Origin of the sequence: Streptomyces sp. R21 (genome assembly GCF_041051975.1) — a bacterium.
Lineage (GTDB): Bacteria > Actinomycetota > Actinomycetes > Streptomycetales > Streptomycetaceae > Streptomyces.
In genome coordinates this window covers 2,436,175-2,459,800 of the sequence record NZ_CP163435.1, presented here as the reverse complement: position 1 = coordinate 2,459,800, position 23,626 = coordinate 2,436,175, and the positions used below count along the sequence as shown (strand labels likewise).

Annotated in this window: 16 protein-coding genes; 8 read left to right on the top strand and 8 right to left on the bottom strand. The window is 70.6% G+C overall.

What is annotated here, in order from left to right; translation table 11 throughout:
- The first annotated feature begins 111 nt into the window (after positions 1-111).
- A complete protein-coding gene (locus AB5J56_RS11105; protein WP_369232518.1) occupies positions 112-2,904 on the top strand; it encodes a protein kinase in 2,793 nt (930 codons plus the stop codon).
- Positions 2,905-2,994: 90 nt separating this feature from the next.
- Here AB5J56_RS11105 and AB5J56_RS11100 read toward each other — a convergent pair whose 3' ends face one another.
- From AB5J56_RS11100 to AB5J56_RS11070, 7 genes are all read right to left on the bottom strand, one after another.
- Entirely contained in the window at positions 2,995-5,862 is a 2,868-nt protein-coding gene (locus AB5J56_RS11100; RefSeq protein ID WP_369232517.1) for a glycoside hydrolase family 2 TIM barrel-domain containing protein, read from the bottom strand.
- 27 nt (positions 5,863-5,889) lie between these two features.
- On the bottom strand, positions 5,890-6,762 hold the full coding sequence (locus AB5J56_RS11095) for a carbohydrate ABC transporter permease (protein ID WP_369232516.1): 873 nt from the start codon (positions 6,760-6,762) through the stop codon (positions 5,890-5,892).
- Positions 6,759-7,727 carry a carbohydrate ABC transporter permease gene (locus tag AB5J56_RS11090; RefSeq protein ID WP_369232515.1) on the bottom strand — a complete coding sequence of 323 codons (969 nt, stop codon included), beginning with the start codon at positions 7,725-7,727 and terminating at the stop codon, positions 6,759-6,761. Before AB5J56_RS11090 ends, AB5J56_RS11095 begins: the two co-directional genes overlap by 4 nt.
- A gap of 20 nt (positions 7,728-7,747) precedes the next feature.
- Positions 7,748-9,010, bottom strand: a complete 1,263-nt coding sequence (locus tag AB5J56_RS11085; RefSeq protein ID WP_369232514.1) for an ABC transporter substrate-binding protein — start codon at positions 9,008-9,010, stop codon at positions 7,748-7,750.
- Between the two features lie 227 nt (positions 9,011-9,237).
- Entirely contained in the window at positions 9,238-11,115 is a 1,878-nt protein-coding gene (locus tag AB5J56_RS11080) for a glycoside hydrolase (protein WP_369242493.1), read from the bottom strand.
- A gap of 36 nt (positions 11,116-11,151) precedes the next feature.
- Complete coding sequence (locus AB5J56_RS11075; RefSeq protein WP_369232512.1) at positions 11,152-12,423, bottom strand: ROK family transcriptional regulator; 1,272 nt, start codon at positions 12,421-12,423, stop codon at positions 11,152-11,154.
- 164 nt (positions 12,424-12,587) lie between these two features.
- Positions 12,588-13,832 carry an FAD-binding protein gene (locus AB5J56_RS11070; protein WP_369232510.1) on the bottom strand — a complete coding sequence of 415 codons (1,245 nt, stop codon included), beginning with the start codon at positions 13,830-13,832 and terminating at the stop codon, positions 12,588-12,590.
- Positions 13,833-14,054: 222 nt separating this feature from the next.
- Between AB5J56_RS11070 and AB5J56_RS11065 the strand changes: the two genes are divergently transcribed.
- From AB5J56_RS11065 to AB5J56_RS11040, 6 genes are all read left to right on the top strand, one after another.
- A complete protein-coding gene (locus tag AB5J56_RS11065) occupies positions 14,055-14,729 on the top strand; it encodes a pyridoxamine 5'-phosphate oxidase family protein (RefSeq protein WP_369232508.1) in 675 nt (224 codons plus the stop codon).
- A 108-nt stretch (positions 14,730-14,837) separates the two neighbouring features.
- The gene (locus AB5J56_RS11060) at positions 14,838-16,169 is read left to right on the top strand and encodes a radical SAM protein (protein ID WP_369232506.1); all 1,332 of its coding nucleotides are present in this window, start codon (positions 14,838-14,840) and stop codon (positions 16,167-16,169) included.
- A gap of 247 nt (positions 16,170-16,416) precedes the next feature.
- On the top strand, positions 16,417-17,955 hold the full coding sequence (locus AB5J56_RS11055) for a cellulose binding domain-containing protein (RefSeq protein ID WP_369232504.1): 1,539 nt from the start codon (positions 16,417-16,419) through the stop codon (positions 17,953-17,955).
- Between the two features lie 304 nt (positions 17,956-18,259).
- On the top strand, positions 18,260-19,351 hold the full coding sequence (rsgA, locus tag AB5J56_RS11050; protein ID WP_369232502.1) for a ribosome small subunit-dependent GTPase A: 1,092 nt from the start codon (positions 18,260-18,262) through the stop codon (positions 19,349-19,351).
- Between the two features lie 480 nt (positions 19,352-19,831).
- Positions 19,832-21,373 (top strand): DNA-3-methyladenine glycosylase 2 family protein, encoded by a 1,542-nt coding sequence (locus AB5J56_RS11045; protein WP_369232500.1) that lies wholly within the window; start codon positions 19,832-19,834, stop codon positions 21,371-21,373.
- The gene (locus AB5J56_RS11040; RefSeq protein WP_369232498.1) at positions 21,373-21,876 is read left to right on the top strand and encodes a methylated-DNA--[protein]-cysteine S-methyltransferase; all 504 of its coding nucleotides are present in this window, start codon (positions 21,373-21,375) and stop codon (positions 21,874-21,876) included. Before AB5J56_RS11045 ends, AB5J56_RS11040 begins: the two co-directional genes overlap by 1 nt.
- Here the strand turns inward: AB5J56_RS11040 and AB5J56_RS11035 are convergent.
- A complete protein-coding gene (locus AB5J56_RS11035; RefSeq protein WP_369232496.1) occupies positions 21,873-22,244 on the bottom strand; it encodes a PPOX class F420-dependent oxidoreductase in 372 nt (123 codons plus the stop codon). The genes AB5J56_RS11040 and AB5J56_RS11035 overlap by 4 nt on opposite strands.
- Before the next feature lie 144 nt (positions 22,245-22,388).
- Here AB5J56_RS11035 and AB5J56_RS11030 point away from each other — a divergent pair, with 144 nt between their 5' ends.
- Positions 22,389-23,624, top strand: a complete 1,236-nt coding sequence (locus AB5J56_RS11030) for an SGNH/GDSL hydrolase family protein (RefSeq protein WP_369232494.1) — start codon at positions 22,389-22,391, stop codon at positions 23,622-23,624.
- Positions 23,625-23,626: the final 2 nt, after the last annotated feature.

Genomic DNA, 23,626 nt, shown 5'->3' with positions numbered 1-23,626 from the left:
CAGCGCAAGGTCAACTCACCACCGATCGGGGTACTTTGCCGTGAACGGGCTCTTCATCCGGTCTGCGTGCACGGCGGGATGTGGGCCGATCGACAGCTCCGGGGGGTCTGTATGCGATGGGTCGGGAGACGACGGAACGCTGCGCCGGAGTCCGGTGATTCGGCGGCCGAGGTGCTCGCGCGGCTGCGGGAGGCCGGTGCCGCGGCCGAGCAGGACGGCCGGCAGGGCAGACCCGGCAAGGCGGTGAAGCGGTATCGCGACCTGGTCGCGCAGGCGGAACGCGCGCCCGGCCCCGACGACCCCGGCACGCTGGCGCTGCGGCACCAACTCGCCCACTGGACAGGGGAGTCCGGCGACCCCGACGGAGCCGTGCAGCTGTTCACGAGACTCCTCTCCGAGCGTGAGCGGCTCCAGGGACCACTCCACCAGGACACCGAACTGGCCCGCCACCAGCTCGCCCACTGGCACGGCCGGGCGGGACGGTCCGAGGAGGCCGTACGCCGGTACGAGGAGATGCACCGCTCGGCCGAGCAGCAGGGCCGTACCGAGACCGCGCTCAACCTGCTCTGCGACATGGGCCATTGGCAGCAGCAGGCCGGCGACAACGCCGCCGCGCTGCGCACCTACACCCGGATGCTGAAGACGGCCGAGGGCGCACTCGGCTCCCAGCATCAGCTCACCGGTATCGCCCGTCAGCGCTACGCGGAACTCGCCGGCGGGCTGCCCTTCGGCCACGAGCGGGGGCACGACAGTCTGGAGGACCTCGTCGCGGCGGCCGCGGAGATCGAGCGGAGCGGTGACCTGCCGCGGGCCAGCCGTATGTACGGGCAAATAGCCGAGAAATGCGAGCAGTTGTACGGCGCGGGCAGTGACCGGAGACTCGGCGCGCTGGTCTCGCAGGCGAAGGCGGCCATGCAGACGGACGACCCGGACGGCCTGACCGAAGCCGTCGACTGTTTCGGGAAAGTGCTCGCGTGCATGGAGCTACGGGGAGAGGGGCCGGGTTCGCCCGAGTACGACACGCTGTCCCAGCAACGCGACGCACTCGCCCAGGCCGCCCGGAAGACGGAACTGCACATCGGCAGCACGGCGGGAACCCTGCTCGCCAGGCAGGTGGAGGCGGCACCCGGCAGAGCCTTCGGGCTGCTGGCACGCGAGGCCCGCGCCCGGCATATCGCCCAGGTCTTCCCGGTCAGCGGTGACACCGAGGACACGCGACCGCACCGGGTCAGCGTCGAGCAGTGGCGCACCGTGATCCAGAACGTGGCCGACCAGGGGTGCCAGGTCCGCGCCTTCTACTTCGCCCGTCCGGACCGACGTCCGATACCCGAGGAGATCGTCCTGTGCGAGCGGCTGGGGCTGCTCGGCGTCTACGTCTCCAACGAGGGCGACGGCAACGTGAACGTGCAGGCCTACTCCTTCCGGGACGGCACGGCCCATTCGGTGTCCATCTCCGTGGTGAACGACGAGCAGCCGGAGCCGCAGCCGGAACCCGCCCCCACGCGCGGCCCGGGCGGGGCCACGGCCGTTCATCCCGAAGCCGAGGCCCTCGGTCAGTGGCGGTCGGTCGAGCGGGCCAGGTCCGCGCGGGCGGCGGAGGACCCGGAGGCCTTCGGTTCCTACGAGGTGCTGGAGCGCGTCGGTGAGGGAGGGTTCGGGAGGGTCTACCTCTGCCAGGATCCGGACGGGGTCATGGTGGCGGTCAAGACCCTGCATGCGGAGTACGCGGCCGACGCCTCGATCCGGGAGGGCTTCACGCACGAGGTTCAGGCGGCCCGGCGGGTCAGCGGACGGTTCACCGTGCCCGTGATCGCCGCCGACACGAGCGGTGAAACCCCTTGGATGGCAGTGCCGTTCGTGGCCGCGCCCTCGCTCCAGGAGGTGGCCGAACGGTGCGGCGCACTGGATGTCGCCACCGTACGAGGCATCGGCGCGGGCATCGCCTCCGCGCTCACCGCCATCCACGCCGAGGGCATCGTGCACCTCGACCTCAAGCCCGCGAACGTGCTGCTGACCGAGGACGGGCCCCGCGTCATCGACTTCGGCATCGCGCAGATCGAGCGGCTGACCGAACCCCGGAGCGGGTTCGCCGGCACCTACGCCTACGCGTCCCCGGAGCAGATCCGGGAGCACGAGCAGTTCACCCCGGCCAGCGACGTCTTCTCCCTCGGCACGCTCCTTGCCCGCCTCGCCCTGGGGCGCCTTCCCTGGGGCAGGAAGGTCCTCGCCGTGATGAGCAACATCTGCGACGGCACGCCCGACCTGGCGGGGCTGCCGGCCGAACTGGAAGAGGTGGTGCGGTCCTGCCTGCACCCCGACCCGGCCCTGCGGCCCACCCCCGCCGACGTCGCCGCCGCCCTCGCGACCGGCCCGGCGGGAGCACCGCCCGCCCCGGAGGCGGAACGGTTCTCCCCGCCGCCGCTGCCCGACGAGGCGACGACCCTCATCCGCGAGCACGCCGCCCTCCCGGCCACCCGCCGCTTCGAGACGCTCGTGCGCACCAGGCGGGAGGGAGCGGACGACACCACGGTCGCCGCACGGCCCGTGACGGGCAGCGCCACCGGTGACGTAGCACCCGAGGCCCGTACACCCGACACCGCGGCCCAGGACCTCGAAGCTGAGGTCCTCGCCTGGGAACAGGAAGGCGGCTCGAAGCCGACCGATCAAGTACGCCGGGAATGCGGCGCGTTCGCCGCGGAGGCTCGCTCCCGGCTGGGCGACGACCACCCTCTGACCCTGCGCCTCCAGGTGTCCCACGCCCTGCTCGGCTGCGACAGCCAGGGCGGAACGGAGCACGCCGTACGTGTCGTGGACGCCGCCGCCGTAGGCCTCGGCGACGGTCATCCCACCATCCAGGGCGCCCGGTCGCTGCTGGCGGCGCTGAGGTCCGTCGAGCCGGGCTGAGGAGCGGCCCGGCGCCGGAACGTACACCACGCACACGACCGCGGCCGACCGGGTGAGATGCCGGTCGGCCGCGGAAGGCAACGCGGGGGATCAGCCGGGGAGTTGCGAGAAGACGAACGAGAACTCCGCCGGAGCCGCCTCCAGTCGGTACTGCGGGAGCGGGCCCGGACCGCACGACTGCGAACCGACGCCGTGCTGGCCGTGGTCGAGGTTGACCCAGACCGTGCCGCCGGGCTCCAGGTCCGTGAGGTGGGCTGCCGCGTCGAGCTGCTCCGTGGTCCAGCGGCGTGCCGTGAACCAGAACTCCGGGTCGCCCTCGATCCGCAGCCCGCCGAGCTCCGCCCAGCGTACGTCGGCCCGCGCGCCGTTCTCCTGCGGGCGGACGTACGGGGTCTGCAGCTCGTCCACCGACGACTCCCAACGGCCCAGCATCGAGGCCGCCTTGGTGTCCGGGTAGCCCTCGCCGGGGCCGCCGCCGAACCACTTCACACGGTCGGCGGAGGCGGGCAGCCCGAACCGGATCCCGAGCCGCGGCAGCGGCACGTCCCAGTCGCCCTCCGGCGTCACGGACACCGTCAGCCGCAGCCGGGTGCCGTCGGACGTCCAGCGGTAGACGGTACGCAGGCCCACCTCCCAGGCGGCCGGCGCCACCCGGGTCCGTACGGTCAGCGCGTCGTCGCCCAACTCGACGGCGTCCAGCCGGTGTTGCAGGCGGTGCAGGCCCAGCTTGCGCCAGAGCAGGCCGTAACGCATGTCGGGCTGCCAGGGCGCGCCGTCGTCGTTGTCGGTCGGGGCACGCCACGCGTCCAGGCGCAGGCCCGTGACGTCGAGGCCGCCGATTGTCTTCAGCGCACCGGTGCGGGCGTCGAACGCGGCCGGGCCGAGCGTGATCAGCTGCTCGCCGAGCACCGGCCCGTCGGTCGCGGACACCCGCGCCAAGGGGCGCTCACTCACAGGCAGTTGGGCCCAGGCCACCTGGTGGCCCTTCGGACCCCACACCGTGTCGGCGGCGAGCAGCGCCCGGACCGTCCACAGCGTCTCCGCGCCCCGGCCGTCCCCGGGCGGCGACGGCAGCTTCACGTCGGCGGACTCGCCAGGCGCGAGCGGGGGCACCGACAGCGTGCCCGCCTCGACGGTCTCGCCGTCGACCTGGTACGACCACTCGAAGGCGAGATGGTCGAGACCCGCGAAGTCGTGGGCGTTGGTGACGCGGACGGTGCCGTCGGCGCCGTCGCCGTCGATGCGGACGGGCTCGATCACCTTCTTGAACTCGACCAGTCCGGGCGACGGCCTGCGGTCCGGGAACACCAGCCCGTCGCAGACGAAGTTCCCGTCGTGCAGCTCCTCGCCGAAGTCGCCGCCGTACGCGAAGCCGTACCGCTCGTCCTTGATGCCGTGGTCGATCCACTCCCAGATGAAGCCGCCCTGGAGGCGGTCGTGCGCCTCGAAGACCTTCTGGTAGTCGGCGATCCCGCCCGGGCCGTTGCCCATGGCGTGCCCGTACTCGCAGAGAATGAAGGGGAGTTGACGGCGCTTGTGAGTGCCACCGTCCAGGCCCTGGCCGATCCGCTCGACCTCTGCGTGCTCGGCGTACATCCGGGAGTACATGTCCGTGTCACGGCAGTCGATGTCGCCCTCGTAGTGGACGAGCCGGGAGCCGTCGCGGCCGTGGATCCACTCGGCCATGGCGGTGAGCCCGCGGCCGGTGCCGGCCTCGTTGCCGAGGGACCAGATGACGACGGAGGGGTGGTTCTTGTCGCGCTCGACCATACGGGCGGCGCGGTCCAGCAGCGCCGGGGTCCAGCGGTCGTCGTCGACGGGGTTGTCGCGCCAGGCCTGCTCGGTGAAGCCGTGGGTCTCCAGGTCGCACTCGTCGATGACCCACAGGCCGTACTCGTCGCACAGGTCCAGGAAGGCGGGGTGCGGCGGGTAGTGCGAGGTGCGGACGGCGTTGAGGTTGTGCCGCTTCATCAGCAGCACGTCCTCGCGCATGGTCTCCAGGTCGAGGGCGCGGCCCGTCTCGGGGTGCCACTCGTGCCGGTTGACGCCCTTGAAGAGGAGCGCCTTTCCGTTGACCTTGATCAGGCCGTCCTCCAGGAGGACCGTACGGAAGCCGATGCGCAGCGGCACCCGCTCGCCCTCGGTGACGAGGAATCCGTCGTAGAGCCGGGGCGTCTCCGCCGTCCAGGGCTGCACCGCGACCGTCACCGCGTCGCCCGTGGCCACGTCGATGTCCAGGGCGGGGACGGTCACCCGTCCGTCGACGTCGGAGTCGACGCGCAGGGTGCCTTCACCGGTCAGGTGGTCGTAGGACGCGTGCACGAAGAAGTCGAGGGCGCTGCCCGCCGGGCGGTGCAGCAGTGTGACGTCCCGGAAGATGCCGGGCAGCCACCACTGGTCCTGGTCCTCCAGGTACGAGCCCGCCGACCACTGGTGCACACGGACGGCGAGAACGTTGCCGGACGGCTTCAGCAGGTGCCCCACCGCGAACTCGTGCGGCAGCCGGGAGCCCTTGAACTCGCCTATGTCCGTGCCGTTCAGCCAGACCCGGGCGCAGGACTCGACGCCGTCGAAGCGCAGCACCGCCCCGCCGTCCGAGGGCCACTCGGCCGGCAGGTCGAACATCCGCAGATGGTCACCCGTGGGGTTCTCGGTCGGCACGCGCGGCGGGTCGACCGGGAAGGGGTAGAGGTGGTTGGTGTAGATCGGCGCGCCGTGGCCCTGGAGGACCCAGTGGCCGGGGACCGCGACCTCGGCCCAGCCCCCGGCGTCGTACCCCTCGGCGGCGAAGGAGTCGTCCTCGGCGTCGGCGGTCGCCGACAGCCGGAAACGCCAACTGCCGTTGAGAGTCAGGGACTTGGCGTCGGAGGACGCGTACCAGGCGCGGGGCGGAAGGGCTCCGCTGCCCGGTGAGACGTCCTCGACGTAGTCGATGGCCGTAGGAGTGCGGAAAGACATCGGTCTCCAGGTCGTGAGTGGAAGGCGTCAGCCCTTGATGCCGGTCTGCGCGATGCCCTGCACCAGCCAGCGCTGGAGGAAGAGGAACACGAACACCAGGGGCAGGATCGAGAAGGCGGTCGCCATGAAGATCAGGTGGTAGTTGACGGTCTGGTTGGTCATGTACGACGAGAGGGCGACCTGGACCGTCCAGGAGCTCGGGTCCTGGCCGATGACCAGCGGCCACAGGAAGGCGTTCCAGCCGCTGATGAAGGTGATCGTGGCCATCGCCGCGAAGAAGTTCAGCGAGTTGGGTACGACGATGCGCCAGTACGCACCCCAGTAGCCCAGCCCGTCCACGCGTGCCGCCTCCTCCAGTTCCTTGGGGAACCCGAGGAAGTACTGCCGGAACAGGAAGCAGGTGAAACCACTGAACAGGCCCGGAATGATGAGGCCGCGGTAGGTGTCCACCCAGCCGAGCGAGGAGACCAGCACGAAGCTCGGTACGAAGGTGACGGACGTCGGGACCATCAGGGTCGCCAGCACGGCGTAGAAGACCTTGTTGGCGTGCCGGTAGGGGATGCGGGCGAGGCCGTAGCCGGCCAGCGAGCAGACCAGCAGGATGCCCGCGGTCATCAGGACGGCCACGACGAGCGAGTTCCACAGGGACTGGCCGAAGTCGACCAGTGGGTCGTTGAACAGCTCGGAGACGTTGCTCCACTGGATGTGGCTCGGGAAGAACTTCCAGTTCTCGCCCGTGATCTCCGGGTCCGTGGACAGGGCGTTGCGGACGATCAGGTAGAAGGGGATCAGGAACAGCGTCGCCGCGATGCTGACGCAGACGTAGAGCCCCGTGTTGCCCATGACGCCGCCACGCCTCTTCCGGCGCGGCTTGTCGATCCGTGGTGCGGTGGTCGTCACTTGGACTCCTCCCCCCTTCCAAAGCCCATGATCTTGCCCTGGAGCAGCGTGACCATACAGATCAGTACCGTCAGAATGACCGCGCCCGCGCTGCCGGCGCCGTAGTCCTGGCCCGAGCCGATGGCGGTCTTGTAGAGGACCATGAGGGGCGTCTGCCCCCAGGTCGCCTTGTTCCCGATGATGTTGAAGAACTCGTCGAACGCCTGGTAGGCGGCGATGAGCAGCAGCAGGATCACTGCGGTCGAGGTGGCCCGCAGTTGCGGCAGCGTGATGAACCGGAAGGTCTGCCAGCCCGGCTTGGCGCCGTCGATCGCCGCGGCCTCGTACAGCTCCGCCGGGATATTCTGCAGCGCGGCGATGAAAAGGATCATGTAGAAGCCGGACTGCAGCCACAGGCGCACGGTCAGGATGACCAGCCAGTACCAGGGCGGACTCGGGTTGGACACCCAGGCGATGTTCTCCACGCCGAACCAGCCGACGATGGTGTTCGCCAGGCCGAAGCGGACGCCGTTGAAGATGGACATCTTCCAGATCAGCGCGGCGGCGACGTAGGAGCACGCGGTCGGGATGAAGAACACCGACCGGAAGAACGCCCGCATGAAGCGCAGCCGGTTCACCAGCAGCGCCAGTCCCAGTGACAGCGCCCAGGTCGTGGGCACGATGAACGCGGCGAACACGGTGAACGTCAACAGCGACCCGGTGAAGTCGCTGTTCGTCAGCATCTGCTTGTAGTTGTCGAACCCGATGAAGTGGCTCGGCGTGACGGTGAAGCGGGCCTCGAAGAAGCTGAGCCAGATGCTCCATCCGATGGGGACGAAGACGAAGATCACCAGGCCGATGAGGAAGGGGCCGGTGAAGAGCCAGAAGTTGAAGGTGGGGTTGCCCCGCAGCCCCCGCCGCGGCCGGGCCGGGGAGGCCTTGGCCGGGGCGGGTCGGGCGACCCCGCGCGTGGTGGTGGTCGACATGGTGTGGTCTCTCCCGCGGCCTATCCGAACAGCTTCTTCAGCTCACGGTTGATCGTCTTGTCGGCCTTGTCGAGAGCCGCCTCCGGGCTCCCGCCCTTGCGGACGCAGTCGGAGATGACAGCGTCCAGGGCGCTCCACATGGCCTGGGTCCAGCTGATGTTGTCGAAGTGCCCGTAGTCGGTGAAGAGCTTGGCGCCCTCGGCCGGCAGACCGGACTTGAGCTTGTCGGCGGAGGCGGCGATCGAGGTGCGCGGCGGAATGTGGAAGCCGTAGGAGGTCGCGAAGTCCTCCTGGTACTTCTTCTGGTCGATCCACAGCCACTTCACGTATTCCTTGGCCGCGTCGACGTTCTTTCCCTTGGCGTTGACGAACATGGACCAGCCGCCGTTGTAGACGGAGGGCCTGCCGTTGCTGCCGACCTTCGGGAAGGGGAAGACGCCCAGGTCGTCGCCGAGTGCCTTCTGCATGGCGGGCATCGCCCACATGCCGCAGAACTGGATGGCGCACAGGCCCTGGGTGATCGCCGAGGGGTCCCAGTAGTCGGCAGGGGCGTCCAGCAGCAGGTGGCCGCTGGTGAACAGCTTGCGCAGCTGGCCGAGACCGGCGGCGACCGCGTCGGTGTGGTAGGCGATCTCGTTCTTGGCGTTGAGGGGCTCGGCGCCCGCGGACCAGATCAGAGGCGCCTCGATGGCGTGCAGGTCGTTGCCGAGGAAGAGGCCCTTGACCTTGGAGGTGGTGAGCTTGGCGGCGGCCTCGATCAGTTCCTCCAGCGTGGTCGGGACCCCGACCTTCGCCTTCTCCAGCATCGACTTGCGGTAGAAGAAGAACTGCGGGTCGTCGATCATGCGGACGCCGTATATCTTCCCGTCGTACGTGTGCGACGTGATGTCGGCCGGGTTGAAGTCGTCCTTGACCGGGTTGATGATGTCGCTCAGGTCCGCCACCTGACCGCTCTTGACCATCTGGATCTGCGGGTGGAACTCGAAGACGTCGGGCGCGTTGCTGGTGAGCAGGGCCGCGAAGAGCTTGGTCTCGTAGTCGTTGCTGGTGATCCACTGCGTGCCCACGTTGGCGCCCTTGTACGCGGACGCGTACTTCTTGACCGCCTGCTCCACGCCGGGCTCGCCGTACGCGTGGAAGTACTGGCTCAGGCTCTTGCCCGAGCCGCTTCCGCCCCCGCGCCCGTTGTTGCCGCCGCACGCGGCCAGCGGGCCCAGTGCGGCGAGTCCCGCGGCGGCCCGGAGTACGGATCGGCGGTCCCAGTTGCTGCTCATTGCCGACATGGTGACGTCCTTGTCTCGAATACGGCTGCGGCTCTATGGCGCAAAGCCAGGTGGCTCAATTGACGCTGCGGTGCGGGACGTTAACCTTCGGCTAAGGCTTCGGCAAGGGGTTGGACGAAGTCTGTTCGAAGCGTTGTGTCCGGTTCGGAATGTCGAACACCCCGGCGGTGCGGGGAGGTTGAGGGCCGCCGGGTCAGGGATGGCCGGCGGCCCTCGGCATGGGGTGGTTACTGCTTGGACCAGGCCTCGTTGGACCCGCCGTTGCAGCTGTAGAGGATGACTCTGCTGCCGTCGGCGGTCGCCTGGCCGCTGACGTCCAGGCACTTGCCGGACGCCTCACTGACGATCTGACCGTTGGCGTTCAACTGCCATCGCTGGCCCGCACCGCCCGTGCAGTCCGCGGTGGCCAGGCCCGAACTCCCGGCCGTCAGACACCCGCCGGCGCTCTTGAAGGCGCCCGCTGCGTCGTACGCCCAGTCCTGGGCCTCCGTGCCCGTGCAGGTGCTCAGCGCGGCGCCGGTGGCGTCCGCGGTCAGGCACTTGCCGGACTGTTTGCCCTGCCAGGCACCGGTGACCGCGGAACTCCCGTGACCCTTCTGGTCGAAGACATACGTCGTGACCGACCGGGCGGCGAGCGTGGTGGAGGCGGTGGCGCCACGCACGGAGGGCTTCGCGACCTTCGCCCAGTTCTCGGTGGCCGAGGTGCGCACGGCCTGCCCGGCGCGCACCGGCGTCCTGCTGTTGAAGTGCAGGTTCAGCGCCGTGTCGGTGGTGTTGTGGTTGTTGACCACGACCACCCACTTGCCGATGGGGGTGCCCCCGGGCGAGCCTGTTCGAGCCTGGGGGAGGTCGTACGAGGAGACCTCGACGCCGCTCGGCGCGCCGGTCACGTTGTGCGCGACCGCGCCCGGCTTCACGAACTTGCTGTACTGGCCGAGCGCGTAGTAGCGCTTGGTGAAGTAGAGCTTCTGATCGCCGTTCGTGGCGTAGTCGGGGTCGTAGTAGATCAGGCCGTCGTTCCAGCCGTCACCGTTCTTCGCGTTCGGATCGCTGCCGACCATCGAGGAGAGCGCGGTCCACCAGTGGAACGCCGAGTCGTGCGCGGTCGCGAAGTCCTTGTAGATGATCCGGGAGATGTTCAGCCCGCTGTCGATCGTCGGGTCGTACTCCTGCGCCCAGCCGGTCCCGCCGTTGCCGAAGCAGCAGATCTCGGTGGCCCAGGGCGACTTGCCGACCGAGGTGGCCGTCTCGTTGATCTTCGCCAGCTGGTCGTCGCCCGGGTTGTTGTACGTGTGATGGGCGAGCTTGGAGACGTACTGCGCCGTGCCCGGCTGTGAGATCCACTGCGGAAGCTCGGTGTTGAAGCCGACCGTGCTGCTGGACTCGTCCGCGATGATCCCGGTCCGCTGGCCGCGCGCCCGCTGCTCCGCGCCGAGCGCCCGCACGATGTCGTCGCGCTGGTCGACCGGCACCAGCATGCCCTCCTGGCCGCAGCTGTCGAAGCTGTTGGTCGGCTCGTTGAAGGGGCTGATGTAGTCGAACCTCGCGCCCAGCTTGGCGAAGTGGTCGGTCACATCGGCGACGTACTTGGCGAAGTCCTGGGTGTTCTCCGCCTTCAAGTACCCGCCGCAGCTCTGCGCGTTGGTCTTCCACGCGGCGGGCGCGCTGTTCACGAAGGCGACCAGGTCCTCGACGCCGTACGCCGCCGCGTACTTGAGGAAGGTGCGGCCGCCCTTGTCCTTGCTCCAGTCGTACGTCCCGTCGTCCTTCAGGAAGTCCTCGGGGGCGCGGGACGCAGTGGTGACCGCGGTGCCGCCACCGCCGATGTTGTAGCGGTAGTTGCTGAGGTCCAGGCCCTGTGAGGAGAACAGCAGCTTCGCCACCCGGGCCTGGACCTTGGGGTCGAAGTTCTTCAGGTCGTTGACCCACCAGGCGCCGGACGCACCGATGTTGTCGATGGTCTGTGCGGCGTGCGGGGAGACCTCGGCCGCCGGGGTGGAGGCGGCCGACGCGGGCGGGGCGGATATCAGTGGTCCGGCGACAGCGAGTGCGGCTGCTGCTGTCAGAAGGACCGATCTTCTCGGGTGGGGGCGGTTCACGTGCATCCCTTCCGTCGTCATGAAGGCGGTGCGGTACAGCTCCTAGCGGTGGTGCGTCTTGGCCCTGTCGGGGGCGGTGCGTTTCTTCGGCGGCCGCTGCCCGACCGACTGCAGCGCCCCTTCGAGCGCGAACGTCGCCGCGCCCAGGCACACCGGGTCGGTGGGGATCGGGGAGAGGACGATCTCGGTGGCGGCCATCGGCCGGGGCAGCGCGTGCCGGGCGACCGCCTCGCGCACCTCGTCGACCAGGGGCTCGCCGAGGGCGGCCGCGACCCAGCTGCTGAGCACGATCACTTCGGGGTTGAAGAGGTTGACCAGGTCGGCGATGCCGGCGCCGAGGTAACGGACGGTGTCGCGGACCACCTTGACCGCCACCGGGTCGCCCCGCCGCAGCCCCTCGGCCAGCGCGGCGATGGTGGCCGTCTGGTCCTCCGGGTGCAGCAGCGCGCTGTCGGGGCTCAACTCCCGCAGGCTCAGCATGATTCCGGACGCGCCGACGTACGCCTCCACGCAGCCGTGCCGACCGCAGCGGCACAGCCTGCCGTCCAGCACGATCGTGGTGTGGCCCCACTCGCCTGCGCTGTTGCTGACACCTCGGTGCAGCGCGCCGCCCAGGACGAGTCCGGCGCCCACACCGGTACCGAGGTTGATCACCACGGCGTCGCCGCGCCCGCGTCCGGCCCCGAACCACAGCTCGGCCACCGCGGAGGCGCGGAGCGGGTTGTCCAGGTAGAGGGGGTAGGCGATGTGCTCGGTGAGCAGGTCGAGCAGCGGCACGTCGTGCCAGTCCCAGTTGGGCGCGTACTCGGAGATTCCGGTGTCGCGGTCCACCTGGCCCGGCACGCTCACCCCGACACCGAGGACGCGGGCGCCCTCGACGCCGGCCTGCGCGACCACCGAGCCCACGACGGCGGCGACATGGCCGACCACCTGCTCGGGGCGGCTCTCGCTGGGGCGGACGTCCTCCTCGGCGCGGGCCAGCACGTTCAGCGCGAGGTCGAACAGCTCGACATGGACGTACGTCTCCGCGATGTCCACGCCGATCAACGCGCCTCCCGACGCGTTGACCGCGACCAGACCCCGGGGGCGGCCGCCGGCCGAATCCTCGAACCCGACCTCCGTGATCATGCGGAGGTCGAGCAGTTCCCCGACGAGTGTGGCGACCGTGGCCAGGCTCAGCCCGGTGGCGGCCGCCAGCTCCTGCCGGGAGGTGGGCGACTCGGCGATGATCTGGCGCAGCACCTCATAGCGGTTCGCGGTGCGTATGTCGCGTGATGTGCGCTTCACAAGGCGTGCCCCGTCCCTTCGGCCCATGCCGAGGCCACTTGGGCACCGGCGCGGCGCAAGGCTATGGCCTGGGCCGGACTTTCGACAAGGGGTTAGGAAAGGGGCTTTATAAAGTCCCCCGCGACAGGGGCACGCTCATGCTGTGGGCGGCGGTCGGTGGCTGATCTCAGACGCCGAGGATCTCCCGGATGTCAGGAATCGAGGATCTCCCGTACGAAGGCGTTGGTGAACTTGCCCTGCGGGTCGAGGGAGCCGGCCAGCGCCCTGAAGTCGCCCAGACGCGGGTAGAGATCGCGCAGTGCCGCGGGCGGCACGGTGAACACCTTGCCCCAGTGCGGCCGCGGAGCGAAGGGCTCCAGCGCCTCCTCGACGCGCCGCACCACCGGCAGCACGGTCTCCGTGTCCTCGACCCAGGTGAAGTGGAGCGCCACGGAATCCCGTCCGTGGGCGGGGCTCAGCCACTGGGCGTCGGCGGCGATCGTGCGCACCTCGCAGATCTGCAGCACGGGCGCGACCGTCTCGCGGATCGCGTCCAGGGCGTGCAGGGCGTCGAGGGCGTACGGCCGCGGCAGCAGGTACTCCGACTGGAGCTCGGCGCCGCTGCTCGGGGTGAACTCCGCCCGGAAATGCGGGAGTCGCTCGTGCCAGGGGCCCGGCACGCCGAACTGCTCGGTGCAGTTCTGCGCGGGCATGCCCGGCACCGGGTGCACCGCCACGGTGGCGGGCGCGGCCCACGGGAAGTCCGGCAGCGGCTGGTCGGTGCGGCGCTTCAGCCATACGTGACGGAAGCCGGGCTCCCGCCAGTCGGTGAAGAGACTCACGCTGTACGCCGACGCCGCCACCGCCTCGAAGTCCAGCCCCGCCAGCGGGAGTTCGGTGAAGACGTGCTGGCCCACCTCGAAGTCCGGCTCCAGGTCGAGGGTGAGCGCGGTGACCACGCCGAGCGCGCCGAGGGAGGTCACGGCGCCGTCGAAGCGGGCGTCGCCGCGGGCGATCGTGACGGTCGAGCCGTCCGCCGTGACGAGTTCGACCTCGCGTACGGCGGAGGCGAGCGAGCCGTTGGTGACGCCCGAGCCGTGGGTGCCGGTCGCCACCGATCCCGCCACCGAGATGTGCGGGAGGGACGCCATGTTGTGCAGCGCGAGCCCGTGCTCGTGCACCCGGCGGGCCAGCTCGGCGTACCGGACACCGCCCGCGACCCGTACCGTACGGGCCGCCGTGTCGACGTCCACCGCAGGCGGCAGCGCGGCCAGCGAGAGCAGCACACCGCCGTCGCCCGGCTCGGCGATCTCGTTGAAGGAGTGCCCGCTGCCGAGCACCCGCACCTTCGCGCTGTCCGCCACGAGCGCCCGCAAGGCGTCGAGCGAATGCGGGCGGTGCAGCTCCTTGGCGGAGTAGGTGATGTTCCCCGCCCAGTTGGTCACCATCTCGGTCATCCCTTTCGTCCCTCCCGGGAAGTCGTCCGGTCAGGGGATCACATTTGCCGCCGGGGAGGCTTGCGTGTCCATGGCCGCTCCGCCGCCGGGGGCTCGTGTGTCTCGACCCTCGCCGGAGCCACGATGGACCTTGCGGTGCGGATTTCGTTGTTTTGGCGGTGCCTGCTCGCTGATTTAGTCAGTACATGGTCATTCTGGCGCGATATCGGTAGTCTCGCCTCCATGACGCGCCCTCCACTTCCTGCCGCCCTCCCGGAGTCCGACCGCACCCGGCATCGTCGTCTGCGGGAGCAGGGGAGTCTGGATCGGGCTGATCTCGACGCGATCCTCGACGCGGGGTTCATCTGTCACCTCGGGGTGGTTGTCGAGGGGCGGCCGCTGGTCGTGCCGACCGTGTACGGGCGGGACGAGGGGCAGTTGTTCGTGCACGGGTCCGTGGCCAGCCGGAGCCTGGCGGGGGCGGCGCCGGTCTGTGTGACCGTCACGCATGTCGACGGGCTGGTGCTCGCGCGGTCGGTGTTCGAGCACGGGGTGAACTACCGCAGCGCCATGATCCACGCAGTGCCCCGCAAGGTCACCGACCCGGCGGAGAAGCTGGAGGGCCTGCGGCGGCTCACCGAGCACGCCACGCCCGGCCAGTGGGACTACGCCCGAAGGCCCAGCCGCAAGGAACTCGCCGCGACCACCCTGCTCGCGCTGTCCCTGGAGGAGGCGTCCGTCAAGATCCGCACAGGCGCCCCGGACGACGGCGACGGCCCCGACGCCGAACTCGGCCTCTGGGCCGGGACCCTGCCGCTGGCGGCGGTCTGGGGCACGCCCGTGCCCGACCCGGCGCTGGCGCCGGACATCGCCGCGCCGGCCCACGTCGTACGACGTAAGGGGACCCGGCACGGCTGACGCACAGGCGGGGGCATACCGTGAGGAGTCGAGCACGCAGCCCTGCATGCAGGCCTGCACGCGAGTCTGCGTGCGACGCTTGAGCGAGTCGGAAGCGAGGAGAACGGGATGGGCAGCCGCACCGCGCTGGTCGAGGATCTGATGGAGCGCTTCCCGCACGTGCCGCGGGAAGCCGTCTTCAAGGAGGACCTGCTCCGCGGAGGCGTGGCCTTCGACGCGTCCGCCCTCAGCGACAACGAGAACGGCGAGGTCAAGCCGAAGTCCTACTTCATCTTCTCCTTCGACCACGGCACCCTGCCCGAGCTCGGCGAGGCCGCGCTGCGCCGCCCGCCCGAGGAGATCATCCTCACCGGCGGCCCGTACGACCTGCGGCGGACCGTGGTGTCCGTGCGCGTCAATCCGTCCTCGCCGTACCGCGTCGCCGCCGACGAGGACGGCATGCTCGGCCTCTACCTCGACGGGAAGCGGATCTCCGACGTGGGCGTGCCGCCCATGCCCGAGTACTACAAGCACACCCTCTCCAACGGGAAGTCCGTGATGGAGGTGGCCCCCACCATCCAGTGGGGCTACCTGATCTACCTCACCGTCTTCCGGGTCTGCCAGTACTTCGGCGCCAAGGAGGAGTGCCAGTACTGCGACATCAACCACAACTGGCGCCAGCACAAGGCGGCGGGCCGCCCGTACACCGGCGTCAAGGACGTCGACGAGGTCCTTGAGGCGCTCGAGATCATCGACCGGTACGACACCGCCAAGACGTCCACCGCCTACACGCTGACGGGCGGCGCGATCACCTCGAAGCTCCAGGGCCGCGACGAGGCCGACTTCTACGGCATGTACGCGAAGGCCATCGAGGAGCACTTCCCGGACCGCTGGATCGGCAAGGTCGTCGCCCAGGCGCTGCCCAAGGACGACGTGCAGCGCTTCAAGGACTACGGCGTGCAGATCTACCACCCCAACTTCGAGGTGTGGGACCGGCGCCTGTTCGAGCTGTACTGCCCCGGCAAGGAGCGCTACGTCGGCCGCGACGAGTGGCACAAGCGCATCCTCGACTCGGCGGAGGTCTTCGGCGCGCGCAACGTGATCCCGAACTTCGTCGCGGGCGTGGAGATGGCCGCGCCCTCCGGCTTCACCACCGTCGACGAGGCCATCGCCTCCACCACCGAGGGCCTGCGCTTCTTCATGTCGCACGGCATCACGCCCCGCTTCACGACGTGGTGCCCGGAGCCGACGACCCCGCTCGGCAAGGCCAACCCCCAGGGCGCGCCGCTGGAGTACCACATCCGCCTCCTGGAGGCCTACCGCTCCACGATGGAGGACTTCGGCCTCTCCTCGCCGCCCGGATACGGGCCGCCCGGACCGGGGCAGGCCGTCTTCTCCGTGAGCTCCTTCATGGACAGCCTTCCGGCACGGGACCTCACCGCGGAGTCCGTCCCCCGGTAACTGAGACTTTCGGGCTTCCCGTACGTACAGCAGGCCGGGCGTGGTCATCACGCCCGGCCTCCGTGCGTCCCGCTGCCCGGCAAGCGGTTGCCGCAGTAATTGAATACGCAGCTTGTCAGTTGTGTGGAAACCGTGAAAGGCTCGGGCACCGTCGCGAGGCGGCAATCAACTCCCTTGTACAGCTGGTGACTTGCACAGCTGGCGAGTTGACGTACGCATCTGGAAGAAGTTGATGCAGGAGCCCCCCATGCCCGACCTGCCGACCCCTCAGGACGCCGCCGAGGCCGCGCTGTTCTCGGAGTGCTGGGACGCGGTCCTGTCGTACGCCGATCTCTGCACCTCCGGGTCCGCGGCGGCCGGCCAGCTGGCGACCGAGGCGTTCACCCACGGCATCCGTGAAGTGCGCGCGACCGCGGAGGGTACGAAGACTACCGGCCGCAGGGCGCTGCGGCTGCCCCGAATACCCCTGCTGCTGACGTCCGTTCGCACCACGGCCGCCGGCTGGGAGGCCCACGGACAGGGCCACCGGCTCGACCCCGACCTGCGGCTGTGGCTCAACTCCGACAAGGCCGCCCGCTACACCGGACCGCCCCTGCACCGACCGCTCGCGCTGCGCGGCCTCAGGGACATGCAGGAACCGGACGCCGCGCTGCTGTGGCTCGCCGAGGTGGAGTCGCTGCCGCTGCCCGCCGTCGCCCGGCGGCTCGGCCTCGACCCGACAGCCGCCGCCGACGAACTTGCCCAGGTCCGGGCGCTGTTCAGGGATCGCTGCCATCGCAACCACATCGACACCCCGATGGATGCGAACTGCCGCAGCTACGCCCGGCTCCTCGACGCCGTCACCCGCTCGTCCGGCGCCGAGACCCCCGGCGACCTCTCGCGCCACCTCGCCCGCTGCGTGGAGTGCGCGGAAGCCGCCGCCTGTCTTCGGCTGCACGGCGGTGGGCTGCCCTCGGCGCTCGCCGGCGGCGTCATCGGCTGGGGCGGGCTCGCGTACCTGGAGCGGCGGCGCCGGGCCGCGGAGGCGGGCCTGAACGGCGGGCGCATGGACGCGGCCAGCGACACCGGGATCGCCGAGGGCAGGATGCCCCGGCCCCGGATCGGCCGGAACGGCATGCTCGTCGCCGCCGTGCTCGTCTCCGTGCTCGCGCTCGGCGTCTCGCTCATGCCCTTCGACGGCTCGAGCGGCTCCGGGGCCGACGGGTCGGCGCGGGGCGACTCGACGGAACGGCAGCCGGTGGCCGACCCCGGGCCGTCCTACTCCGACACCGAGCCGGTCACGTCCAGTACGTCGTCCTCGGACCGTGCGGCGGGGGGTGCGTCGTCGGGCGCCTCGACCGACTCGTCCGGCCCTTCCGGGGCATCGGTTCCCGCGACCGGGCCTCAGGGGAAGTCCTCTTCCTCTGCGGGCAGTTCGCACGGGTCGGGGTCGGGGTCGGGGGCCGGGTCCGGATCGGGGTCCGGTGAGTCTGACGATTCCTGCCGTATCACGTACGACATCGTCAACGAGTGGCCCGACGGCTTCCAGGCCACCGTCACCGCCACCTCCGAGCAGGCGCTCGGCAACTGGACCATCGGCTGGAGCTTCCAGGACGGCCAGCGGGTCGACCAGATGTGGGACGGCAGCTTCGTCCAGCAGGACTCCCGGGTGACGGTCAGCGCCGCCGATTACAACAAGTCCGTCTCCGCGGGCGGCACCTTCGGCGTCGGGTTCCTCGGCTCCTGGCACGACGAGAACTCGGCTCCTCACGACTTCACGCTGAACGGGCATCGCTGCGCGGGCTGAAGGGGCTGAAGGGGCTGGTGAGGGTGGTTGGGGTTCGCGGGATTCCGGGTGCCGGTTAATTCGGTTGACGCGGGTGTGGAGGGCGCGGATATCGTGTGATCGTTCCTGCGGTGGCCGGTTGTTCTCGGCTGCCGCGGCCGTTCGAGTGTGATCCAGGAGGTGTGACCGATGGCTGTCGTCGAGATGGGCGCTGCCCGCATCCAGAAGTTCATCGAGTCCACCTCCGTGGCCGCCGGCTGACCTCCTTCTCTCTTTGACCGCGCCCAAGTGCGCGTGCCGGGGCCACCCTTGTGAAGGGTCACCCTTGACTTCCTCCGCAGTTTTCTCCGCCCTGGCTCCCTACGGATGGGACGCCTCCTGGGCGGAGCAGTTCTCCCCGTACGACTCCGAAGGCCTTCTCGCCGGGCGGGTCCTCCGTGTCGACCGCGGCCAGTGCGACGTCGTCACCGTCGACGGTGTTCTGCGTGCCGACACCGCGTTCGTGACGCCCCACGATCCGCTGCGCGTCGTGTGCACCGGTGACTGGGTCGCCGTCGAACCCGGCGGGAACCCCCGGTACGTACGGACGTATCTGCCGCGCCGCACCGCCTTCGTGCGCTCCACCTCCTCCAAGCGGTCCGAGGGGCAGATCCTCGCGGCCAACGTCGACCACGCGGTCGTCGCCGTGTCGCTCGCCCTGGAAGTCGACCTCGGCCGCATCGAACGGTTCCTCGCGCTGGCGTGGGAGTCCGGTGCGCAGCCGGTGGTCGTCCTCACCAAGGCCGACCTCGTGCCCGACGCCGCGACGCTCGCGCATCTCGTCCAGGACGTGGAGACGACCGCGCCCGGCGTGCCCGTGCTGACCGTCAGCTCCACCGCGGGGGAGGGCCTCGACGTTCTCGCGGCCGTTCTCGCGGGCGGTACGTCCGTGCTGCTCGGGCAGTCCGGCGCGGGGAAGTCGACCCTCGCCAACGCCTTGCTCGGCGAGGACGTGATGGTGGTGCAGGCCGCGCGTGACGTGGACGGCAAGGGGCGCCACACCACGACGACCCGCAATCTGCTGGTTCTCCCCGGCGGGGGCGTCCTCATCGACACCCCCGGGCTGCGTGGCGTCGGCCTCTGGGACGCCGAGACCGGGGTCGGCCAGGTCTTCTCCGAGATCGAGGAACTCGCCGCCGAGTGCCGCTTCCAGGACTGCGCGCATGTCGCGGAGCCCGGGTGCGCGGTTCTTGCGGCGGTCGACTCCGGGGGACTTCCGGAACGACGGCTCGACAGCTACCGCAAGCTGCTGCGTGAGAACCAGCGCATCGTCGCGAAGACGGACGCGCGTGTCCGGGCGGAGATCCGGCGGGACTGGAAGCGGAAGGGGGCGGAGGGGCGGGCTGCGATGGAGGCGAAGCGGGGGCGCTGGGAGTAGGCGTCTCGCTGGCGTCGGCGCCTTTCGCTGGCGCGGGGGCCTGACGCCGGGCGCCTGCGGTGGGTGGGTGGGTCGGGGCCGTGCCGGTACGTCTTGCCCGTCGCCGCGTGGGCGTACTGCCCGGGGGTTGTATACGGCGGGACTTGGCGGGCGGTCTGCTACGCGACGGGCAGAGACGTACCGGCACGGCCCCTTGCGTCGGATCGCGGCTGCGGGTGCGTGGTCCGTCCTCCCTGCGGGCAATCGTGCCGCTGGGGCGGCATGGGTGGGCGCAGGCGGCGCCTCGATAGCGCCGAGTTGCGTGACCCACCCCCGGCCTGCACCACCGCCGGGTGACCACGCAAAGCAAGGGGGCACCCGGGGTTTGCCCACCCACCCCGGGGCCGTGTGGACATGGGGTGCGCGCGGTCTGGCCACTCAGCCCGGGGGAGCCGTGAACCCTGGGCTGAGTGGGCCCACCCCGGCGTCCGCCCCAACGCCATGTCCGATTCCCGCCAGCCCCGCCGGAGGCGACCCCGCACACTGGTAGACGTGATCGATGAAGAGACCAGGTACGAGGCGGTACGCAGCCGCGATGCCCGTTTCGACGGGGAGTTCTTCTTCGCCGTGGAGACGACCGGGATCTACTGCCGGCCCAGCTGCCCGGCAGTCACGCCGAAGCGCCAGAACGTGCGGTACTACACGACGGCCGCCGCCGCCCAGAGCTCCGGCTTCCGGGCCTGCCGCCGCTGCCGCCCCGACGCGGTACCGGGCTCGGCGGAGTGGAACGTACGGGCCGACGTGGTGGGCCGAGCCATGCGCATGATCGGCGATGGCGTCGTCGACCGCGAGGGCGTCGGCGGCCTCGCCGTGCGGCTCGGCTACAGCGCCCGGCAGGTGCAGCGTCAGCTCACCGCCGAGGTGGGCGCCGGCCCCGTCGCCCTGGCCCGCGCCCAGCGGGCGCACACCGCCCGGGTGCTGCTGCAGACCACCGGCCTGCCGATCACGGAGATCGCGTTCGCGGCCGGATTCGCCAGTGTGCGGCAGTTCAACGACACGATCAGGGCGGTGTACGCGTCGACGCCGAGCGAAGTGCGCGCCGCCGCACCCCGCGGCGGCGGCCCACGCCGAAGCACGGCCACCCCCTCCGCGGGCATCGCTCTGCGCCTGGCCCACCGCGGCGCCTATCAGTCCGGTGCCGTCTTCGACCTCCTCGCCCGCGAGGCGGTCCCGGGCATCGAGGAGGTCAGTGGCAACCCCGGCGGCCGTACGTACCGCCGGACGCTCCGGCTCCCGTACGGGACGGGAATCGTCGCCGTGGACGAGCGCGTGCGCGGCCGAGGCCGACGGGCGGGATCCGAATCGGGGCCTGCGTCGGGTGCGGCTCCGGATGTCGGTGTGGGGTCCGGTTCCCTTACCGCGTTCGACCCCGCCGCCCACTCCGGTGGCTGGCTCGATGCGCGCATTCAGCTCACCGATCTCCGTGATCTGACCACCGCTGTGCAGCGGCTGCGGTGGCTGTTCGATCTCGATGCCGATCCGTACGCCGTGGATGAGCGGCTCGGCGCGGATCCGCGGCTGGGCCCGCTGGTCGCCGCCCGCCCGGGCCTGCGTTCGCCCGGTACCGCCGACCCCGACGAACTGGCCGTACGCGCGCTGGTGGGGCGCGCGGAGTCCGAGCGGCTGGTGCGGCGGTACGGCAAGGCGTTGGACTCGCCGTGCTCCACGCTCACCCATGTGTTTCCCGAGCCGGGCGTCCTCGCGCAGGCCGAACCCGACGGCTCCCTGGGCGCCCTCGCCGCTGCCCTCGCCGACGGCACCCTCCGGCTCGACGCGGGCGCCGACCGCGATGACGCGCAGGAGGCGCTGCTCGCGCTGCCCGGCATGGACGGGCGTACGGCCGCCGTCATCCGCACCCGCGCCCTCGGCGACCCCGACGTCGCGTCGCCCGGCTACGACATCCCCGACACCTGGCGCCCCTGGCGCTCCTACGCCGTACAACACCTCAGGACCGCAGGCGAGTTGGAACAGGATCCTTGCTGATGACCTCCCCCGTACGCCCTACGTACTACACGACCCTCGACAGCCCCGTCGGTGAACTTCTGCTCACCGCCGATGAGTTCGGCGCGCTGACATCGCTCTCCGTGCCCGGGCAGAAGGGCGGGCGGACCCTGCAGGCCGACTGGCTGCTCCGTCCGGATCTCTTCCGGGATGCCGAGCGGCAGCTCGCCGCCTACTTCGCCGGTGAACTCAAGGAATTCCAGCTCGAGTTGAAGGCCGAGGGGACTCGGTTCCGGGAGCAGGTCTGGGGTGCCGTCGATGATGTTCCGTACGGGGCCACGACCACGTACGGGGCGATCGCCGCGCGCATCGGTGCCTCGCGTGCCGCCGTACGGGCCGTCGGGGGTGCGGTCGGCGCCAATCCGCTGCTGATCGTCCGGCCGTGTCACCGGGTGATCGGGGCGGACGGGTCCCTGACGGGATACGCCGGCGGTCTCGAACGGAAGCAGGTACTGCTCGGCCTCGAAGGGGTGCTTGAGGCCTAGTCCTCCTCCAGGCCCCAGCTGTGGATGCGCTTCGGGTGGACGCGGATCAGTTCCTCGCTGAAGTGGGGGCCCAACTCGTGTGGGCCGGTGAGCAGTTCGGCCTCGCCTCGGATGTCGACGCCGCGGACCTTCCAGGGCTGGACGCTCACGATGTCGTCGACGACCAGGGCCACCTTCGGGTTCTTCTGGAGGTTTCTCCACTTCTTCGTCGTGCCCAGCGCGTAGCCGCCGATCAGGATCGTCCCGTCGTCCTGCGGGAAGAAGCCGACAGGGTTCGCCTGCGGCTGCCCGTGGGCGTCCACGGTGGCCAGCCGCCCCAGCCGCTGCGAGGAGAGGTACGCGCGCTCGGCCTTGCTGAATTCGGTCATGGAAGCAGCGAAGCACGCGGGGTGGGCGGTGCGCATCGGATCATGGGCCTAGGACCAGGGGAGGGGCAGGGGGGCGGCGGGCCGGTGCGGCCGGACGTGTGACGGGTCGTTGGGTGGGGCCGGGGGCAGGGAAGCCATGGGGCCATGACGCGCGCGATCATGGCCCGGCACCTTCTCGTCTCCCTCGTGACCGCCCTGGCGCTCGTCCCGCCGGTCGCACGTGCCGACACCCGGCCGACCGGGCCGCTCCCCGTGCCCGCGCAGCACTGGACCGGCACCTGGGAGGCCGCCCCCTCCGGCACCGTGCCGGCGCTGCCCGGCGCCTCCATCCGCAACGTCGTGCACGTCAGCGTCGGTGGGACGGCCGTGCGGGTGCGGATCTCCAATCGGCTCGGGACCGGGGCACTCCGGCTCGGCTCGGTCACCGTCGCTCTTCAGCGGGCGGGCGTGACGCGGGGCCCCGACGCCGTCCCGGGGTCGATGCGGACGGCCGCGTTCGGTGGTGCCGGGGCCGTGCGGATCCCGGCCGGGCGGGACCTGGTCACCGATCCTGTGCCGTTGCGGGTGCCTGCCGGGAGCAACCTGCTGGTCACGGTGCACACGCCCGGGGATTCGGGGCCCGCCACCTATCACCGGTCCGCTCTCCAGGCCAACTTCCTTGCCCGGGGCGGCGATCGGGCCCTGGACGAGGGCGGCGGGGCGTACACCTCCACCGTCGGCAACTGGTACTACGTGACCGGTGTCGACGTGCTCGGCGCGACCGGGGCGGGGAGCGTGGTCGCGCTCGGGGATTCCATCACCGACGGCACCGGCTCGACGTTCAGTGCCAACCGCCGCTGGCCGGACCGGCTCGCCGAACGCCTGCGACGTCTGCCGCCGGAGCGACGGCTCGGGGTCCTGAACGCGGGGATCGCCGGCAACCGTGTCCTGCGCGAGGGACGGGGCCCCAGTGCCCTGGCCCGTCTCGACGCGGACGTGCTGTCCCGGACCGGGGTGCGCGCGCTGATCGTGATGGAGGGCGTCAACGACATCAAGGGCACCCCGAGTGCGACGGACCCCCGCCTGCTGGAGGACGCGTACCGCCGGATCGTGGCGCGTGCGCACGCCCGGGGGATCCGTGTCGTCGGCGCCACGATCACGCCGTACGGCGGCCATCCCGCCTGGACGCCGGAGCGCGAGGCCGTCCGCAGGGCGGTCAACGCCTTCATCCGCACCGGCGGGCTCTTCGACGCGGTCGCCGACTTCGACGCCGCCGTCCGCGATCCGGGTCGGCCCGGGCGGATCCTGCCCGCCTACGACCCCGGGGACCATCTGCACTTCGACGACGCGGGCATGCGGGCGCTGGCCGACACGGTCGACCTCGCCGATCTCGCACCGTAGGT

Bases quoted from the DNA above. Each gene is read 5' to 3' on its own strand.
- AB5J56_RS11070 (WP_369232510.1), bottom strand. From the start codon at position 13,832: ATGACCGAGATGGTGACCAACTGGGCGGGGAACATCACCTACTCCGCC.
- AB5J56_RS11030 (WP_369232494.1), top strand. From the start codon at position 22,389: ATGACGCGCGCGATCATGGCCCGGCACCTTCTCGTCTCCCTCGTGACC.
- AB5J56_RS11045 (WP_369232500.1), top strand. From the start codon at position 19,832: ATGTCCGATTCCCGCCAGCCCCGCCGGAGGCGACCCCGCACACTGGTA.
- AB5J56_RS11075 (WP_369232512.1), bottom strand. From the start codon at position 12,423: ATGGGCCGAAGGGACGGGGCACGCCTTGTGAAGCGCACATCACGCGAC.
- AB5J56_RS11035 (WP_369232496.1), bottom strand. From the start codon at position 22,244: ATGACCGAATTCAGCAAGGCCGAGCGCGCGTACCTCTCCTCGCAGCGG.
- AB5J56_RS11105 (WP_369232518.1), top strand. From the start codon at position 112: ATGCGATGGGTCGGGAGACGACGGAACGCTGCGCCGGAGTCCGGTGAT.
- AB5J56_RS11080 (WP_369242493.1), bottom strand. From the start codon at position 11,115: ATGCACGTGAACCGCCCCCACCCGAGAAGATCGGTCCTTCTGACAGCA.
- AB5J56_RS11060 (WP_369232506.1), top strand. From the start codon at position 14,838: ATGGGCAGCCGCACCGCGCTGGTCGAGGATCTGATGGAGCGCTTCCCG.
- AB5J56_RS11090 (WP_369232515.1), bottom strand. From the start codon at position 7,727: ATGTCGACCACCACCACGCGCGGGGTCGCCCGACCCGCCCCGGCCAAG.
- AB5J56_RS11085 (WP_369232514.1), bottom strand. From the start codon at position 9,010: ATGTCGGCAATGAGCAGCAACTGGGACCGCCGATCCGTACTCCGGGCC.
- AB5J56_RS11055 (WP_369232504.1), top strand. From the start codon at position 16,417: ATGCCCGACCTGCCGACCCCTCAGGACGCCGCCGAGGCCGCGCTGTTC.
- AB5J56_RS11065 (WP_369232508.1), top strand. From the start codon at position 14,055: ATGACGCGCCCTCCACTTCCTGCCGCCCTCCCGGAGTCCGACCGCACC.
- AB5J56_RS11100 (WP_369232517.1), bottom strand. From the start codon at position 5,862: ATGTCTTTCCGCACTCCTACGGCCATCGACTACGTCGAGGACGTCTCA.
- AB5J56_RS11040 (WP_369232498.1), top strand. From the start codon at position 21,373: ATGACCTCCCCCGTACGCCCTACGTACTACACGACCCTCGACAGCCCC.